This is a genomic window from Aliirhizobium wenxiniae, from assembly GCF_014201355.1.
Lineage (GTDB): Bacteria > Pseudomonadota > Alphaproteobacteria > Rhizobiales > Rhizobiaceae > Neorhizobium > Neorhizobium wenxiniae.
Window position 1 is genome coordinate 142167 of sequence record NZ_JACHEG010000002.1, and the last position, 18680, is coordinate 160846.

Sequence of the window (18680 nt, forward strand, 5' to 3'; positions counted from 1 at the left end):
CTTCATGGCTTGGGCTCCCCGGAAAATAAAATCCGGTGCGGTTTTAAGGCCATAGTCACCAGCGAACTGATATTCAAAAGTGAAACTAAAAAAGTTGACTTAAATGCTTACTAATTAATGTGGTTAACGGCGCTTCCGAATTTGTGTGACAGATGTGAGGATGGCGCTCCCCGTTCACCATTATCGCGAATCATACTTGGACACGAACCTGTCCAATATGCCAAAGCTTGTCGGCATATCGACCTGAAACGGAGCTATTTCCTTGGCGGACAAGGCGGAACTTTTGACGCCTCTGATGCGCCTTCGAAGACGGCGGCGAGCAGCAAAGGCATTCGGCGCCTTGCTGGCCGTCGGCCTTGCGCTGCTGTTTGGTATCGTTCTTTCCGTCAATAACGGGCGCAACTACCAACGGCTGGTGACATGGCTTGGAATGGACGAATACCTTGCGCGGCCTTTTGCCGCTTCACCGCCGCCGGCTTTGCGTGCGCGCCGCACGACGCTGCTCATCAATGCGCCGCCGCGACTCATCCGGCCCGCTGCCGGCCTGCACGACCGGCTGAGTGTGCTCCCGCATCTGACAACCCACGAGCGATGCGAGCGCCTGGGTGAGGATGGCCCGGCCTCCAGTTTCCAGGCAGCCGGAGGAGAATGGGAATGCCTTTTTTCCAAGGAACTCGGCACAATGCCGGAGCCTTCTGTGATATTCATCCAGATCAAGGGAGTATCGTCCAGCACGTTCCGCACGTTTCGTCTCAAGCTTAGTCTACTCGACTCAGCAAAGGACGGTGAAATGTTCAAGCTGGTGGCCCGATCAATCGATCGTTTCGGGCTCGAAATGGCGCCCGAAAACCTGCATTACCTTTACGACCGGATCAGAACAGGACGTAGCTTTTCGTCGCGATTCGACAGCTACCGTGTCAGCTACGAGCGTGAAAGGGACGATGATCGTCGTTTCAACCTGATGATCACGCAGTTGCCCGAGACCTCGACATGTGGCCAATCGACAGTGGCGTCGAACGGGGCCTCGATGCGTTCCTCGATCGTGCGCTTTCCGCTCGAATGCCTGCCTTTGCAGCAACGAGCCTTGTCACACCCGATCCAGCCTAACTAGATCAACATCATCGCCCAGTTCACGCTGCGCGGTATCCATCAAACTCATCTGGTGGGTAAATAGGATCGACTGGAACGCGCCGCTCGATTCTGCCAGCGTCCGAAGGCCAGCTGCAGTACGTTCGTCATCGAATGTCTGGAAGATATCATCCAGTACGAGCGGCGCCGGTTCATTGCGAGCGCAATAGTCCTGGAGGAACGCAAGCCGAAGCGCCAGATACAGTTGATCACCGGTTCCCTCACTCAATCCGGAAAGCGGCACCTGCTCGCCGGTCTTGCGCTCGACAGCCAGTTGCAGCTCATCGTTATCATCATAGACCTGAATGAGGCGAGCGAACCGGCCGCCCGTCAAATCGGAAAACACCTCACCGGCGCGTGTCATGACAGGATCTGCCTGCTGCTGGCGATAGGTTTCCATCGAATGGGACAGCAGCGATCCTGCGAGCTTCAGAACCACCCAGCGACGGGCGAGGTCCTTTGCTTCCTGCTCGGCTGCCAGTTTCTCGAAGACGGCACGTTCGGCGCCGGTACCCTTTTCCAGCTCCTGCCTGCGCCGCAGATTGTCAGCCTCGCCAGCGCGCAGATCGGCAAGGCGATTGACCTGCCTACTGTCTTCGGCCTCCAGCCGCTCGATTTCGACACCGGCCGAGATCCTGTCGAAATCGACCAGTGCTGCCCTCACCGCCTCTTCATCCAGGCCATCCGCCTGATCGATGAAGCGATTGCGGCAGAGTTCCTCGCTGGCAAGCAATCTCCTGCGCTCCACGAGGTCAGCATGGACGGCTGCGAGTTGATCCGCTGGAACGGCAGCGGCATTTGCCAATTTCTGCCGTTGGGCATCGAGTCCAACTGCCTCGGCGACGTGACGGGCATGGACAAGCTCGTTGCGTTCCAGGGCGGTTGCAAGCGTCTTGCGCTGATTGTCGGCAGCACGCGCCTTGGTTACGCGCTCGTTCAGCATGCCACCGGCAACATCTGCCGGGATGGAAGCGAGATCCGGCGCAAGCGATCGCGACAGGCTGACGATCTCAGCCTCGAAGGCTTCCATGTCCCGGGCCATGCCACGCACACGCCGGTCACGGTTCTGCCGCTCGGAAAGGAGGTCCGGCAGCGTGCGCCAGATATCCAGCGCGGCATTGGCCATATCGATCGTCGCATCCTCGGCCAGCCCGGCGGATGAAGCGGCAGCGGCAAAGCCGGACCGCCAGAGATCGGCCTTTCCGCGCAAATCCGCCTCGTCGGCCTCCAGTCGCTTCAGCGTCTGGCTTGCCGTATCGCGCATCCGCTCGATGGTGCGACCCTCGCTCCACTGACGGGTGATTTCCTCCAGGCGGGTCGAGATTTCCCGCGCAAGGCTGCGCGGCGGCAAGACACCGGCGGACGCGCCCGTGGCATCGGCGAGTGCCGCCAATGCCGGCTGCAACGCCTCCTCCCTTGAATGCAGGATCTCGTATTCGTCTTCCGCTGCATTCAGGGTGGAGGAAAGCGCCATCAATCCATCGACCATGCGGCGCCATTCGATCATGCGCTCAGGCGCGCCGGGCGTTACCGGGACGGCGTGGAAGAGATCCTCGAATTCGGTCACCGCGTCGGAAGCGGCAATAGCGGCCTCCCTGGCGGCACGTTCCGCAGCGGCAATCGCATCGGCAATTTTTCGCTGTTGCAGTGTCAGTTGTGCATGGCGCGAGACACGCTCGGCATCGGCAAGCGCCATGTCGGCCAGCCGATCCGCTTCCTGCACGGAAGACCTTGCTGCCTGCAAAGCCACGTTTGAAGGGGTGGAGACCAGAGCCTCGATGAGGCCGTCCCGTTCCTGCCGCGCAAGCTCGATCGTGTCGCGCGAGACGATCCTGCCCTCGCCTTCCAGAAGCGCCAACTGGGCTTGAAGCTCGTCCGCGTCATCCTTCAGCGCCGCCAGCTTTTGCACTGCCTGCGCATTTTCATGCCTTGCAGCCTCGATCAGGCGGCGGTGGTGGACAAGTGTCTCCATATCCGGCAGCGGCACGGAGAGAAGAAGGTCAAATTCCCTGACCGGAGGATCGAGGCGGGCGGACGCCGCATCGAGATCGCTCCTGGCGCGGGCGGCGCGGATCTTCAGCGTTTCGAGATTGGCGAGTTCCTCGATCTCGGGCCGCAGGGCCGCGAGCTGGTCGCTCAGCGGCTTGGGGTCGACGATGCGGGCAACCGGCGCATCAGCTTCGAGCTTGCGCAGCGCATCGGCCTCCTCGTCGATCCGCTTGCGAAGCTGGCGCATCTCACGGTCGAGCTCGCCGCCCTCCTCCACCAACTGGCGAAGGCGGACAAGGTCGGCATCGGCGGGCTGCATGCGCTCAAGATCGGAAAATTCCCTGAAACCGAGGCGGCGCGAGGCCTGCAGCAATTTCTGATCGAAATCGTCCACTTCGGCTCGAACCCGTGCGATATCTTCCCTCGCCTTGAGATAGACGCCGCTGCGGCCATAGGCTGCCAGAATGTCCGGTGCTGCCAAAAGCAGCGCGTCATCCACCTTGATAGTCTCGATCTCTTCGCGAAGCCTTGTCAGCTCGTTTTCGGAGGCGACAAGCGCTTCGGCATTTTCCCGTCCGGACTGGAGCGTCGCTGCAAGCTTTACCTCGAAACCGTCCGGCAGGCCGGCCAGTGCCTCATGATGGACCAGAAGCGCACGTTCGCGGTCCAGTTCGCGCAGCAGGGGCTCAAGGGCTATCTGCCGACGCAGGCGGTCGAGCGCGCGCTTGGTTTCCTCACGGCCCTGCTGGAGTGTGTGAATTTCCGCGCCGAGTTCGGCCTCTTCCTTCAGCAGTGCCTTCCAGTCGCCGGCTTTCAGCTCGTTGTCGCGCTCCGCCTTGCGGGCTGCATCATGGCTATCGAGAGCCTGATAAAAGCTGCGATCCTTGGACCGGCGCTGGGAGTAGATCGCGTCAGCATCCGCATCCAGCGACTTGCGCAGGCTGGACAGGCCTGTCAGGCCCGACGCGGCGGAGAAAAGCAGGCTACCGATCTCGCCGCCGCTTTTCAGCATGGTCTCACCCCCGGCCCGAAGCGAATCCGAATTCAGGCCGAAGGCGCGTTCGAACACATCGCGGGAGAGATTTCCGAGATAGGGTGCGAGCGCATCGTCGGCCAGGTTTTCTTCCGCATCGGAGTGCCCGAGCAGCGTGTTCTTGCGCCCCTTGCGGCGGCGGAAGGAGAGTTCCTGTCCGTCGCGTGCCGTCAGCTGCGCACCGATGCGCAAGGCCCCGGCATCATGCAGAAAGCCATAGGCCGAACGTTCCGGAAAACCGAAGAGCAGATCCGAAATAGCCGAGAGCGCAGAGGATTTTCCGGCTTCGTTCGGCCCGTAGACGATATGCAGCTTCGCGCCCGGGCGAAAGACAAGCTGGCGGTCGGTGAGCGCGCCGTAACGCAGGATGTCGAGACGATCGAAACGCATGGTCAGCCGGCCTCCGCCGCACGGGAAACGAGCAAGTCACGCGCCTCGACGAGAAGCACATCGATATCGTCGCCAAGCGGCAATTCCCCTGCCCCGCTACCGCCCGGCAGTCTGGCGGCGATTTCCGCAATACGGGCAGCAGCCTCCTCCAGCAGTTCGGGCGGAAACCCTTCCATGCCCAGCAGGCCATCAAGGCCAAGCGTTCCGGAACTGCGCTGGGACGCTCCGTCATCGGGTTCAAGCCGGAGGTCGAGCTTTTCAAGCCAGATATCGGCATGGCCGCGATGGCAGGCGGCCTGCACTTCATCGCGGAAATCTTCGACCTTCGACAGAAGCTGACTGCGAACGCGGCTCTTGCCGGTCATGCGGACACGCAGCGCAAGCGGCCGCCCTTCCATGACATCGACAAGCGGCTCGAGTGCATCCTCTACGCGGCGCAGCAGGGCGGCGGGCGTATCGTCGCTCTCCACTGCGATCGCCAGTTCGGCAAAACGGGCGCTATCGGTGATCAGGCGCTCATAGGCGATGCGGCCATCCTCGACCGTCACCAGCACGGCGCCCTTGGCTCCGGTCTCACGGATCGAGCGGCCCTGCAGGTTACCCGGAAAAACCACCAGTGGGTCTTGCGCGACGATCTCGAAATCATGGACATGGCCGAGCGCCCAGTAGTCATAACCACGCGAGCGCAGGTCCTCGACCGAGCAAGGCGCATAAGGCGCGTGCGGCTCGCGACCGGTCAGCGACGTATGCAGCACGCCGATATTGAACCAGCCGGTTTCGGGCCTAGGATAGGCGAGCGCGAGGTTTTCGTTTGCAGAGCGTTCGGCAAAACCCTGTCCGTGCAACGCGACCTTCAACTTCTCAAGCCGGAACGTACCGGGCTTGCTGGTCGGGAACTCGCTGACATTCTTTGGCAGCGTGATGGTTCGGGTAATGACGCTTTCGGCGTCGTGATTGCCCTTCAATAGGAAGACCGGGATTCCGGCGCGGTCCAGCCGCGCCACTTCGCGGTTGAAAAACAGGCCGATCTTGTTGTCCTTCCAGTCGCCGTCATAAACGTCGCCGGCAACGATGAAGAAATCGGCCTTGCGCTCCACCGCTTCATCGACAAGCGCCGAAAAGGCCTTGCGGCTTGCCTCGACAAAAAGCTCGGCGAGATCGGCATCCTTAAGGGCCAGTCCCTGGAAGGGGCTGCCGAGATGCAGGTCTGCGGCATGGATGAAGCGGAAGGAACTCATCGAATCGTCTCATGCGAACACATCAGGAACGCCAGACTTAAGGTAGCAGGCCCCAAGAAAAAAGGCCGGGTGCGCAAACACCCGGCCTTTTCCTGTTGAAGATGAGGATTCGATCAGTTGGTGACCTTGAGGGTGACCGGCAGAAACAGGGTCTCGCCGGATGAGTCGTCAACGCCGTCATTGTCGGTGACCATGAAGGCCTTGCCGGACTTGTCGAAGGCAAAGCCTTCCAGCTTGTCGAGAACGTAGCCGTTGGTGGCGCTCTTCAGATCGGGCAGGAAGTCATGAACTTCTTCCTTGGTGACGAGCTGCAGCTCGCCGCCGATCTTGGCCGGCTTCAGATCCTTGATCGAGACGCGGTAGAGCTTCTTCAGCCTGGCGGCGTCACCGACCTGATTGTCGCGTTCGACGATGTAGAGATAATCCCCATTGGCGGTGATCTCAGACAGGCCGATCCAGCCCTTTTCAGCCTTTTCGAGCGGATAACGAACGGCCGCCCATTCCTTCGACTTCGGCTTGTAGGAAAGAAGCTTCACCTGTCCCTTGGGGTCATCCTTCCATTCGCGCTGGATTGCCATCCAGAGCGTCAGGTCGTCGCCCGAACCGGTCGTGGTGATGCCTTCGAGACCGTAACGGCTCTCGCCGGCGAGCAGCTCTGCCGGAAGACCGATCTCACTCTTGATCTCGCCCTTGGCGTTGACGTTGTAGAGGCCGTGGCCGACGAGCTTGGCGCTGTCGCCTTCCGAAGCCAGCCAGAATCCGCCCTTGCCGTCGAGCGCGATGCCCTCGATGTCGAGCTTCTGCGCCGGCTGGCCGTTGCGGGTGATGCGGACGACGTTAGTGATCTCGGCCGGCTTCTTCGTCGTGTCGATGGTGAAGATCGACGGCTGCATGGCGTAGACGGAATCGTTGACCGCATAGAGAATACCGTCCTTATCGGCGTCACCGACGAGACCCGACAAAGCGCCCCAGCCGATCAGCTTGCCATCGACATCCTTGGAAACGATGGTCGGATAGGCTTTTTCGCCTTCGGCAAGTTCATAGATCATCACATGCGAGCGCGGGCCGCCGTCTTCGCCTAGATCGGCTTCGTTAGCCGAGGCAAGCAGGTTACGGCCCGGGATGGCGACGGCACCTTCCGGGGATACGCCCGACGGCAGAAGCTGGACGAGTTCCGGTTCGCCACCGGTGTCCTTGTAGACGGCGATCATCGAACCGCGCTCGGAGAGGACGAAGAAATACTGCTGGCCGTTGAAGACAGCGGCTTCCATGCCTTCCGGCTCGATGCCCTTGTTCTTGGCGCGCTTTTCCGGGAAGTGACCGTGGCGGGCGATTTCGTGCTCGAGCGTCATGCCGGCATCGAAAAGAACCTTGCCGGAGCGGTCGAAGATCGTGAAGCCGCGCGAACCGCCCTTGTAGTCGCCTTCATTGGCGATGACGAGGCGATCGGTGCCGAGCCACTTGACGGCATCCGGCTCGCGCGGAACAGCGGTCAGCTTGCCGGAAAAATTCAGCGAGCCATCGGTCTTGGCATCGACGCCTTCGAGATCGACCGTACCGGCTGTGAAGTGGCCGGTGACCTTGGCGGTCTTGCTATCGATGATGATGACGTGGTTGTTTTCCTGCAGCGTCAGGGCGATTTCGCCATTGGCATTGATGTTGACGAATTCCGGTTCCGGATCTTCCGGGACGACCGTCGCCAGACCAGTGACGTCAACGCGCTTGATACTGTCGCAGGCCGGAACGCCGTTGTTCAGGGATACGATCAGCAATTCGCCGGCAGGAAGCTGCGGCAGGGCGCCGTCGTTCAAGTCTTCGTCGCGCTGGTTTTCGATGGCGATGGCTGCAAATGTGCCATCGGGAGCCACAACGACGCTATCCGGCTGGCCGCCGAGATCGCAGGTGTTTTCGAGTTTCTTCGACGCGATATCGACAACGCCGAGCCGACCGGCCGGCTTGGTCAGATCCTTGGTGTCGTCGATGGTCACGAGGACTTTCGTGCCAGCAGCGGCAACCGAATTCGGCTCACCGTCGATCTTCAGGGATCCGCCGGCCTTCGGAGCCTTCGCGTCGGTAATGTCGATAAAACCGATCGTGCCGCCCGGCGCGTCGGAATAGATGAGTGTATTACCATCGGCCGTCGCGGTGATGATTTCCGACGACGTCGCCTTGTCCTCGCCCTGGGGCAGGTTCTGGGCAACGGGGAAAGAAGCGATGCGGTTGAAGACCTGTTCGGCGCTGGCGGGTGCCACCACCGAGGCAAGCAGGAATGCCGTCAAGGCGGCGCGTGTCGAGAATGTCATGGGAAGCCCCTCTTTAAAACCACGGGTGGTTTTCTGAGCTAGAGGCATGACACGACAATGACAATTTGATGATCATGAGTTGCATTCGCAGTCGACATGGCATGCCACATCGATTGCAGCAAAAAAGGCCGGGCAAGCCCGGCCTTCCGATAGGTTCAATCGAGGTGACCGAAGGATCACTTCTTCTTGGCAGCATAAGCCTTGATGGCTGCGGATACTTCGCCTTCAGCATGGGCAGCGTTGTCGAAACCGTTCAGTTCGACTGCCTTGCGGCCGGCCGGAAGCTGCTTGTAGACGCGGAAGAAGGCCTGAAGGCGTTCCTGCTCGATCTGCGGGAGATCGGTGATTTCCTTGATGTTGTCGTAGGTCGGGTCGATCTTGCTGGTCGGTACGGCAACAATCTTGTCGTCAACTTCACCGCCGTCGATCATCTTCAGAACGCCGATCGGGCGAACCTTGATGATGGCGCCCGGAACGATCGGCTCGCGGGTGTAGACGAGCGCGTCGAGCGGATCGTTGTCGCCACCGAGCGAGCTGGTGATCGAACCATAGTTGGCCGGGTAGATAACCGGCATGGACTGGTAGCGGTCGACAACGATGTGGCCGGTGTCGGCGTCGATTTCATACTTGGTGAAGCTGCCCTGCGGGATTTCGATGGCAACGTTAAATTCCTTGCCGTCATCCTTCTTCTGCGGAACGTCGAGATAGGAAACATATTCAGCGGAAGCAACGCCGGCAGTTACGAGAAGCGCGGCGGCGGCAGTCAAAAGCGATTTCATGGGGAGCCCTTCAGTATGATGAGGCCCCTCACCTAGGCAGGCGACATGACAGCGCTATGACAATATCCACACTTGCCGGACATTCACGGGAGAAACGAAAAAGGCCTGGCAAAGCCAGGCCTTTCAATTTCGCCGCCGGGATTACCGAAGGCCAATTCTGCAATAATCGATCAGAATTTGACCGTATAATTGCTGCGCAGCCAGACCGTCGGATCCTGGCCCTTGGTCGTAGCATTGACCATGAACGAGGCGACGCCCTTGCCGAGATCGAATTCGGCGCCGAGACCACCGCGCGCCCAGAACTGCTGCAGATCCTGGCCTTCAAGGTTGAAGTCGCTCATGCCGACCGGCAACCCGGCAATCGTGCCGCTCGTCGCGGCAGCATGACTTTCAAACTGGTAGTCCAGCTCGGCCTTGGCCAGCAAACGAACAGTGTCATTTAGCGGACGAACGAAATCGGCACCGAGACGGGCGATCGTGGAGTGATCGCTGCTGCCGTCGAATTCAACAGGGAACGAGCCGCCGGTTTCGGTGAAGGCATCGACCTTAGTGTGTGCGTAGGAAAGGCCGATATAGGGGGTGATCGCCGTTTCGTCGATCGTCACCGCATTCAGCCAGTCGAAGCGGATCTTGGCGCCCCAGGTTTCGGCATTGGTGTCACCGTCGGAATAGTCGGTCCCGGCTCCGGCCAGATAACCGCGGCGGCTGTCGATGCTGCTGCGTCCCCAGTAGCCGCCGACCGTCACATAGACGTTCTTGCCGAGATCGGCCGAGACTTCCGGCGAAAGGTAGAAGCCGCGCTGGCGCACGTCGCCGCCAGCATCGAGATCCTGATCGGTATAGGTGACACCGGCAGAGATGCGTGCCGTGACGCCGTCGGCAATGCCGTAACCGAAGCCGAAGTCGCCGAGAGCAAGGCCACCATCGGCATGATCGCCGTTGTCATAACCGCCGTCGATAGTACCCCAGACGGAGCGCTGGCCGACATCAAGCAGGTTGCGCATCGGCGCGCCCTGGGCACCGAACATGATAGTATCGGCGCTGCCGACGCCGCTCTGGACGATGACGTTGCTTGCTGCAACGACGGTCGGGAAAAACTCGGCCGTGTCGATGATGCTGGTCCGTGCGATATAGGTCGTTCCGCTTGCCGTCTGGCCTACAATGACATTGCCGTCATCGGAAATGAAGTCGGCGGTCTGAGTCGTAATCTCGCCGATGGTGCCGCCCTGGTTCTCTACCCATTCCTCGACCGTCTCCATACCGGTCGCCTCGGTCCAGACAAAGCCGTGATAGACAGCCTCGGCATCGTTCGAAGTGCCGATGACGACGGAACCATCGGCACTCAAGTCGCGGGCATAGGAATAGTCACCGCCGAGCGTACCGAGATCCGTCATTGTCGATGTGGCCGCAGTGTAACGATAGGCATGACGTTCAGTGTTGCCCGTAAGATGAGCGGACCCCACCAGCACGCTGCCGTCGCCGTTCATCGCAGAAAAGCTGGTCCAGGTTCCACCGAGTGACCCAATGTCCACCATGCCCGTTGCCTCGGTCCAGCGAAACACGCCGCTCGTCAGGTTATTGCTACCGGAACCGGCGACAACCGAGCCGTCGTTGCTGACCGCACTGGCAGCGGAGTATTCATAAAGCGTATCGATGTTGACCATCGTCTGGGTAGCCGCTTTCCAGACGAAAGCATGATAATGCTGATCGGCTGTGAAGGCCTGGCCGACAACGGTAGTGCTATCGTCGCTAATATCACTGGCATATGAATAATCTCCGCCCAAAGTTCCGAGGCCGATCATCCCGGTCGTTGATGTCCAGTAAAAAGCCTGGCTATACGTGTTCGGGCTATAGGCGCTTCCTACTACGGCAGTTCCATCACCGCTGACAGCCCGAGCCAAAACCTCGGTGGCATTTGCATCAATGGCGCCAAGATCGACGAAACCATTCGCGGCGGTCCATACGTAAGACGAGATCCGACCGGTCGTGCCGTCCTGATAGTAGCCCGTCACAGTCTTGCCGTCGGAGCTTAGATCGCTCGCATAGATATAACTCGCGACGGACGGCGATGCGATCTCCTGAATTTCGCCGGTTACAGTGTTCGTAAGCTGTATGACGTAATTTCCCGTGTTGGGATCATAGACTTCATCAAGCATGACGGATCCGTCACTGCTCAGACCGGTAATACTCGATCCCGACGCTGCCTGCGCGAGCGGAACAATACCGAAAAAACCCGCGAGCGCCGAGCTCGCAAGTAGACAAATAGTTTTATGCTTCAGAAACATTTTCAGAACACTCGCTGATCATTCGAAATGGATGCCGACAGCGATGCCGAGATATGAAATGCCCCAGAAAAAATTGAACCGCTCATATTTCAAAATTTAGAATCGCTTGCCCCCAACAACAAAAGAGCAGCGATGCACTTGAGCTGACAAGTAGTTGGAAAACCACTTGAAGCACTTTCCTGACGAACGCCAATAAAGGGAACCATGTGTTGCCGCGCAGCATCACTATGGGATACCTGGAATTGATCTTCGCATGCAGTCTCCATCACAGATGGAGACATAATCGAGCGCAACAAAAAACCCCGGAGACAATCCGGGGTTTTGTTACCATGGCAGATACACTGCCCGGTAAAATCTTACTTGCCGTTTACGGCGTCCTTCAGACCCTTGCCGGCCGAGAACTTCGGAACGTTGCGAGCCGGGATATCGACTTCTGCGCCGGTCGACGGGTTGCGGCCCTTGGAGGCTTCGCGGCGGGATACGGAGAAGCTGCCGAAGCCAGCGAGGCGAATGTCGCCGCCGTTCTTCAGTTCGCCCTGTACGGTTTCGAATACTGCGTCCACGGCGGATGCGGCGTCAGCCTTGGAGAGACCAGCCTTTTCGGCAACTGCGGAAACCAGCTCGTTCTTGTTCATGTTTCCATCCCTTTCTACGGTTTTGGAACGACTCGATTAGTCGGCGCCGACAATAGTTTTGCGTCGGTGCTTGGCAACCCAAAAGCTCTGAGATCGCCTGAAAAACAAGGGGTTTCATGCATTTTTCACAAAAAAAGCCGGCTTTCGCCGGCTTTCTCCACAATTCAAACTTGGTTGGCCCGAGCGATCGCTCAATGGGCGATCGTCGTTGCGCCGTCTTCGGAGCCTTCGACATTGGCGATAACCGGTGTCTCAACCGTGCCATCCCATTCAATCGGTTCGGGGCGACGCACCAGAGCATGCTTGATAACTTCGCCCATGCGGGACACGGGGATGATCTCCATGCCGTTCTTCACATTGTCCGGAATGTCTGCCAGGTCCTTGGCATTTTCTTCCGGGATCAGAACCGTCTTGATGTTACCGCGAAGAGCCGCAAGCAGCTTTTCCTTCAAGCCACCGATCGGCAGCACGCGGCCGCGAAGGGTGATCTCACCGGTCATGGCGACATCCTTGCGGACCGGGATGCCGGTCATGATCGAGACGATCGCGGTGGCCATGCCGACGCCGGCCGAGGGGCCATCCTTCGGGGTCGCACCTTCCGGCACGTGGACGTGGATGTCCGACTTGTCGAAACGTGGCGGCTCGATGCCGAAATCGACAGCGCGCGAACGGACATACGAAGCCGCAGCCGAGATCGATTCCTTCATCACGTCCTTCAGGTTGCCGGTAACGGTCATGCGACCCTTGCCCGGCATCATGACGCCTTCGATGGTCAGCAGCTCGCCGCCGACTTCCGTCCAGGCGAGACCGGTGACTACACCCACCTGATCCTCACCTTCGGCCTCGCCGTGGCGATAACGCGGAACACCGAGGTAATCCGAAATGTTGGCAGCCGTGATGGCAACCGACTTCGTCTTGCCCTTGATGATCTCGGTCACTGCCTTGCGGGCGAGCTTCATCAGCTCGCGCTCGAAGGAACGAACGCCGGCTTCGCGGGTGTACTGCTGGCTGATCGCCATCAGGGCATCGTCCGAAACAGAGAATTCGTTCGGCTGCAGCGCATGTTCCTTGATGGCCTTCGGCAGAAGGTGACGCTTGGCGATCTCGCGCTTCTCATCTTCCGTGTAACCGGCGATGCGGATGATCTCCATGCGGTCCATCAGCGGACCCGGAATGTTGAGCGTGTTCGCCGTGGTGATGAACATCACGTCGGACAGGTCGTATTCGACTTCCAGGTAGTGATCCATGAAGGTCGAGTTCTGGGCCGGATCGAGAACTTCCAAGAGGGCAGCCGACGGATCGCCACGGAAATCAGAGCCCATCTTGTCGATTTCATCGAGCAGGAAGAGCGGGTTGGACTTCTTGGCCTTCTTCATCGACTGGATGATCTTGCCAGGCATGGACCCGATATAGGTGCGGCGGTGACCGCGGATTTCGGCTTCGTCACGGACGCCACCGAGCGCCATGCGCACGTATTCGCGGCCGGTCGCCTTGGCGATCGACTGGGCGAGCGACGTTTTACCGACACCAGGAGGGCCAACGAGGCAGAGGATCGGTCCCTTGATCTTGGTGGCACGCGCCTGAACCGCCAGATATTCGACGATACGCTCCTTGACCTTTTCCAGACCGAAATGATCCTGCTCGAGGATTTTTTCGGCATTGTTGAGGTCGGCCTTTATCTTCGACTTCTTGGCCCACGGAATACCGAGCAGCCAGTCGAGATAATTGCGCACGACAGTGGCTTCCGCCGACATCGGGCTCATCTGGCGAAGCTTCTTCAGTTCGGCATCCGCCTTTTCGCGGGCTTCCTTGGAAAGCTTGGTCTTGCCGATGCGCTCTTCCAGTTCGGCCATCTCGTCACGGCCTTCCTCGCCGTCACCGAGCTCCTTCTGGATCGCCTTCATCTGTTCGTTCAGGTAATATTCGCGCTGGGTCTTCTCCATCTGGCGTTTTACACGCGAGCGGATGCGCTTCTCGACCTGAAGGACGGAAATCTCACCTTCCATGAAGCCGAGCGCCTTTTCCAGACGCAGCTTGATCGACACCGTTTCCAGCATTTCCTGCTTTTCGGTAATCTTGATCGACAGGTGCGAGGCAACCGTGTCAGCAAGCTTCGAGTAGTCCTCGATCTGGCTGGCGGCGCCGACGACTTCCGGCGAGATCTTCTTGTTCAGCTTGACGTAGTTCTCGAACTCGGAGACGACCGAGCGAGACAGGGCCTCGACCTCAACGGCGTCTTCCTCCGGTTCCTCGAGAACTTCGGCCTTTGCCTCATAGAACTCCTCACGGTCGGTATAGGTGTCGATCTCGGCGCGCGCGCGGCCTTCGACCAGAACCTTGACCGTGCCGTCGGGCAATTTCAGGAGTTGCAGAACATTGGCGACCGTGCCGACCTTGTAGATTGCGTCGGGTTCCGGATCGTCGTCGCTGGCATTGATCTGGGTGACTAGCATGATCTGCTTGTCCGACCCCATGACCTCCTCAAGCGCGCGGATGGATTTCTCACGTCCGACGAACAGGGGAACGATCATGTGCGGGAAGACCACAATGTCGCGCAATGGCAGGACCGGATAGGTCGCAGTGCCGGATGCTGCAGACGTTGAACTTGTCATCTTGTTTCCTTTCCATCGTCCCGTTTCCGGGATGGCCCGAGCAATTACCCAGGCACTTCACTCCCGCTCAAGGTGGAGCTTTCCTATGTCATTTTCAAGCCTTGCAGCAGCCCAGCCATCACCAACATGACAGGGATATTACAAAGCGCCCGCATAAATATCTGACGTTGCCATTATCCGCGGGGCCGACCCGGCCATCGACGGAAACGTGAATCGCATTCAACCTAACACAGAAGCCGAAAAACCGAAGCAGCGAGAACAATCATGATCTGCGTGCTTCACGTCTAAAGCAAGCTGAATATCGCGCAACCGTCCGCATTGGGGATTTCCCCAGAACGCAGCTAACAACCACAGCTTACCTACGAAAAGAGGCCCCAATACGGGGCCTCGATCAAATCTATACTACTGGTCCCGGCTCAGGCCGAGACATTGGCTTTCTCGTCCTGGCGATCCGCATAGATGTAAAGCGGACGGGCATTGCCCTTCACCACATCGTCGGAGATGACGACTTCGCGGACGCCATCGAGGGCCGGAAGTTCGAACATCGTGTCGAGCAGGATCTTTTCCATGATCGAACGAAGGCCGCGGGCGCCGGTCTTGCGCACGATCGCCTTGCGGGCGATTTCGCGAAGGGCGTCCTCGTGGAAGGTCAGTTCCACGTCTTCCATCTCGAACAGGCGCTGATACTGCTTGATCAGTGCGTTCTTCGGCTCGGACAGGATCTGGATAAGCGCATCCTCATCGAGATCCTCGAGCGTTGCCAGAACCGGCAGACGACCGATGAATTCCGGGATGAGGCCGAACTTGACCAGATCTTCCGGCTCCAGTTCACGCAGCACTTCGCCAACGCGGCGGTCGTCAGCAGCCTTGACGGATGCGCCGAAACCGATCGAGGTCTTCTCGCCACGGGCGGAGATGATCTTGTCGAGACCAGCGAATGCACCGCCGCAGATGAACAGGATGTTCGTCGTGTCGACCTGCAGGAATTCCTGCTGCGGATGCTTGCGGCCGCCTTGCGGCGGAACCGAGGCAACCGTGCCTTCCATGATCTTCAGAAGCGCCTGCTGAACGCCCTCGCCCGACACGTCGCGGGTTATCGACGGGTTGTCCGACTTGCGCGAGATCTTGTCGACTTCGTCGATATAGACGATGCCGCGCTGGGCGCGCTCGACGTTGTAGTCGGCAGCCTGCAGAAGCTTCAGGATGATGTTTTCGACGTCCTCACCGACATAACCGGCTTCGGTCAGCGTCGTTGCATCAGCCATGGTGAAGGGAACGTCGATGATGCGGGCGAGCGTCTGGGCAAGATAGGTCTTGCCGCAACCGGTCGGGCCGACCAGCATGATGTTCGACTTCGCAAGCTCGACATCGCCGCCCTTGGAGGCATGCGCGAGGCGCTTGTAATGGTTGTGTACGGCGACCGACAGGATGCGCTTGGCCTGCTGCTGGCCGATGACGTATTCGTCGAGAACCTTGATGATGTCCTGGGGCGTGGGAACGCCGTCGCGGGACTTGACCATCGAGGTCTTGTTCTCTTCGCGAATAATGTCCATGCACAGTTCAACGCATTCATCGCAGATGAATACGGTCGGTCCGGCAATCAGCTTGCGGACCTCGTGCTGGCTCTTTCCGCAGAAGGAGCAGTATAGGGTATTCTTGGAGTCGCCGCCGTTGCCGCTGCTGACTTTGCTCATATCACTTTCCTTCCAGCACTCTGCGCTCACGTACAAACGGGCGCAGTCCACTCAACCGCTGCCGGCACGTGACACCGACGGGCTTCACGTGCCTGCCCTTCTTCGGAGGTACTCTACCGGTCCGTATAACGGTCCGGCGGCAACGAAACCCCTAAGAAACAAATGCTATGTCATAAAAGTTCAACACAGCATTAATAGTTACTAATAGCGCTTTCCGACCGACTTGAAACCCCTTTTTGCTCACATCGGGGTTACAGTGGCGGAAAGGCTACAACCCAATCAGCCTTCCGAGCCGCCTTCGAGCTCCTGACGCGAGGTCAGGATCTTGTCGATGACGCCCCATTCCTGGGATTCGTCAGCGGTCATGAAGTGGTCGCGATCGAGGGTCTTTTCGACTTCCTCGTAGGTGCGGCCGGTGTGCTTTACATAAACTTCGTTCAGGCGGCGCTTCATCTTGAGGATGTCGCGGGCATGACGCTCGATGTCCGAGGCCTGACCCTGGAAGCCGCCTGACGGCTGATGCACCATGATGCGGGCGTTCGGCGTTGCAAACCGCATACCCTTTTCACCAGCGCAAAGAAGCAGCGAGCCCATCGAGGCGGCCTGGCCGATGCAAAGCGTCGAAACGGCCGGCTTGATGAACTGCATCGTGTCGTAGATCGCCATGCCGGCGGTAACCACGCCACCCGGCGAATTGATGTAAAGCGCGATTTCCTTCTTCGGGTTCTCGGCTTCGAGGAAAAGCAGCTGGGCGCAGACGAGCGACGCCATGTGATCTTCCACCGGACCGGTCAGGAAAATGATGCGCTCCTTCAACAGGCGCGAATAGATATCATAAGAGCGCTCACCGCGATTGGTCTGTTCGACGACCATAGGCACCAGGGCCATTGCGGTATCAACTGGATTTTTCATGTCCGTCCTTTGTCAAATGCCTTGCCGAAGGCAGCATGGCGCTCCGGAATCATTGGAATGGGTCAACCCCTACATAGAGTGTCAATGCCCGGTACTTCAAGACGGAGAGCCCGATATCCTTAACTCGCAATCCTCAACCCCGTAACGACGACTTCAACTCTAAAGGAATCACCAAGCCGATCGCATCCGCGCTGTCGCGAATAAATCACTCCGGCTCAATGCTGCACAGGTAATGCGCACCGGCTTTTTCGCAGCCAAGGTAAAGCGGAGGTAAATCATACAACGCAACCGCACCTTATGTCGGATACGATGAGTCAGACAGGCACTTTACGCAAACCTCACCTTAAACTTTCGACGTTATACACGCCGCATGCCGAGGTTCGGCGAGGAGTGTTGCGTTGGATATTGTCACAGGTTTCATGATCTGGGCCGCTGAGGCCAGCACGATCGGTGTGCTTTTATGGTCACGCTGGTTTTATGAGCGCCAGTCATTTTACTTCACGTGGGGAACCGGCTTCATTTTTCACGGCCTCGGCGTCGGCATGGTCGCGCTGCGCGGGACATTGCCGGATTTCATCTCGATCGAAATCGCCAATGTCATGGCGCTCGCCGGCATAGGCTTGTGGGTTGCCGGCATGCTGCAGTTCGACAAGCGGCGGGTGGAACCCTTCATCGCCATTCCGTCGCTGATCTTCGTGGCGGGCATGCTGCTGGAGCCGGTACGGAACAATTTCAGCTATCGTGTCGCCTTGTTCCACGGTGCTGCATCGGTAGGATATCTGATGCTGATCGCCACCGTTCTATGGGGTGAAAACGGCCGCTCGCAGACCCGCCGCGTTTTTGCCGCCTGTGTCGGTGTCCAGGTTCTGTCGAGCACGGTCGTTGCGATCTTTGCCCTGATCAGCCAACCGCAGTCCTTTGCGGCCGGCAACAGTTCCTTCCTGCTGCTTCTGGTCGCTGCACTATGCTTCATCGCCGCCATCATGAGCGGCAGCAAGCTCATCAACGAGCGCAATGAAGCCAAGCTGAAACTGCTCGCCGTTACCGATCCACTGACCAACCTTCTCAATCGTCGCGGATTGATAGACCAGTTCCACACTCTGAAGCGAATGCACTCGGGCGAAGGCGGATTACTGGCTCTGATCCATCTGGATCTAGACGGTTTCAAGCAGATCAATGATCTATACGGCCACCAGGCTGGCGACGAGGTGCTGGTCGCCTTCGCAAAAATCGGCACGGCCGCGCAGCGGGGACGCGGATCATTCGGCCGCATGGGCGGCGAAGAATTCGCCTCAATCATGTATGTTGCCAACATGATTGAGGCCGCGAGCGTCGCAGAGGCGATCAGGACTACGCTGAAACAGCAGCCCATCAGCGTCGGCGACCATCAGATACCCGTAACCGTCAGTATCGGTATTTCGCTGGCGGAAATCCGATCGGCCAACCTGGACACTCTGCTCAGCACGGCAGACCGCGCACTCTATGTCGCCAAGACAAACGGCCGCGACCGCACGGCGATCGGTACGGAGAGCGATGTATCGGTCGTTCCTGCGATCGACCACGTTGATACGCAGGATGCCCCGGTCCAGGCCAGCATGACGCAGCAGGTCGCTGCACTGAGGCGGATCGTGGCGATCGGCAAGTAAGTGTTATGCTCGAAGGAGGCGGCTCCGTTTTTCGGT

The 18680-nt window shown here is 58.9% G+C and carries 11 protein-coding genes; 2 read left to right on the forward strand and 9 right to left on the reverse strand.

All coding sequences use genetic code 11. The features are described from left to right. Positions 1-262 precede the first annotated feature (262 nt). The gene (locus HNQ72_RS08675; protein WP_183991661.1) at positions 263-1111 is read left to right on the forward strand and encodes a DUF6030 family protein; all 849 of its coding nucleotides are present in this window, start codon (positions 263-265) and stop codon (positions 1109-1111) included. Here the strand turns inward: HNQ72_RS08675 and HNQ72_RS08680 are convergent. The 9 genes from HNQ72_RS08680 to clpP form a co-directional block, all read right to left on the reverse strand. Next, positions 1088-4540 (reverse strand): ATP-binding protein, encoded by a 3453-nt coding sequence (locus HNQ72_RS08680; RefSeq protein WP_183991663.1) that lies wholly within the window; start codon positions 4538-4540, stop codon positions 1088-1090. The two genes, HNQ72_RS08675 and HNQ72_RS08680, sit on opposite strands and share 24 nt — an antisense overlap. A gap of 2 nt (positions 4541-4542) precedes the next feature. Further along, on the reverse strand, positions 4543-5778 hold the full coding sequence (locus HNQ72_RS08685; RefSeq protein WP_183991665.1) for a metallophosphoesterase family protein: 1236 nt from the start codon (positions 5776-5778) through the stop codon (positions 4543-4545). A 113-nt stretch (positions 5779-5891) separates the two neighbouring features. After that, on the reverse strand, positions 5892-8081 hold the full coding sequence (locus HNQ72_RS08690) for an esterase-like activity of phytase family protein (RefSeq protein ID WP_183991667.1): 2190 nt from the start codon (positions 8079-8081) through the stop codon (positions 5892-5894). A 176-nt stretch (positions 8082-8257) separates the two neighbouring features. Next, positions 8258-8860 (reverse strand): inorganic diphosphatase, encoded by a 603-nt coding sequence (locus tag HNQ72_RS08695; RefSeq protein WP_183991669.1) that lies wholly within the window; start codon positions 8858-8860, stop codon positions 8258-8260. A gap of 170 nt (positions 8861-9030) precedes the next feature. Next, positions 9031-11016: an autotransporter domain-containing protein gene (locus HNQ72_RS08700; RefSeq protein WP_183991671.1), complete on the reverse strand. Its 1986-nt coding sequence runs from the start codon at positions 11014-11016 to the stop codon at positions 9031-9033. Positions 11017-11501: 485 nt separating this feature from the next. Then, the gene (gene hupB / locus HNQ72_RS08705) at positions 11502-11780 is read right to left on the reverse strand and encodes a DNA-binding protein HupB (protein WP_112457241.1); all 279 of its coding nucleotides are present in this window, start codon (positions 11778-11780) and stop codon (positions 11502-11504) included. A gap of 191 nt (positions 11781-11971) precedes the next feature. Then, positions 11972-14392, reverse strand: coding sequence for an endopeptidase La (lon, locus tag HNQ72_RS08710; protein WP_183991673.1), 2421 nt, complete (start codon positions 14390-14392; stop codon positions 11972-11974). 416 nt (positions 14393-14808) lie between these two features. Then, positions 14809-16086, reverse strand: coding sequence for an ATP-dependent Clp protease ATP-binding subunit ClpX (clpX, locus tag HNQ72_RS08715; protein ID WP_148147344.1), 1278 nt, complete (start codon positions 16084-16086; stop codon positions 14809-14811). A gap of 279 nt (positions 16087-16365) precedes the next feature. Continuing rightward, positions 16366-16998, reverse strand: a complete 633-nt coding sequence (gene clpP / locus HNQ72_RS08720) for an ATP-dependent Clp endopeptidase proteolytic subunit ClpP (protein WP_183991675.1) — start codon at positions 16996-16998, stop codon at positions 16366-16368. A gap of 398 nt (positions 16999-17396) precedes the next feature. On the opposite strand from clpP, the gene HNQ72_RS08725 reads away from it, so the two are divergent. Then, positions 17397-18644 carry a GGDEF domain-containing protein gene (locus HNQ72_RS08725; protein WP_183991677.1) on the forward strand — a complete coding sequence of 416 codons (1248 nt, stop codon included), beginning with the start codon at positions 17397-17399 and terminating at the stop codon, positions 18642-18644. Positions 18645-18680 lie beyond the last annotated feature (36 nt).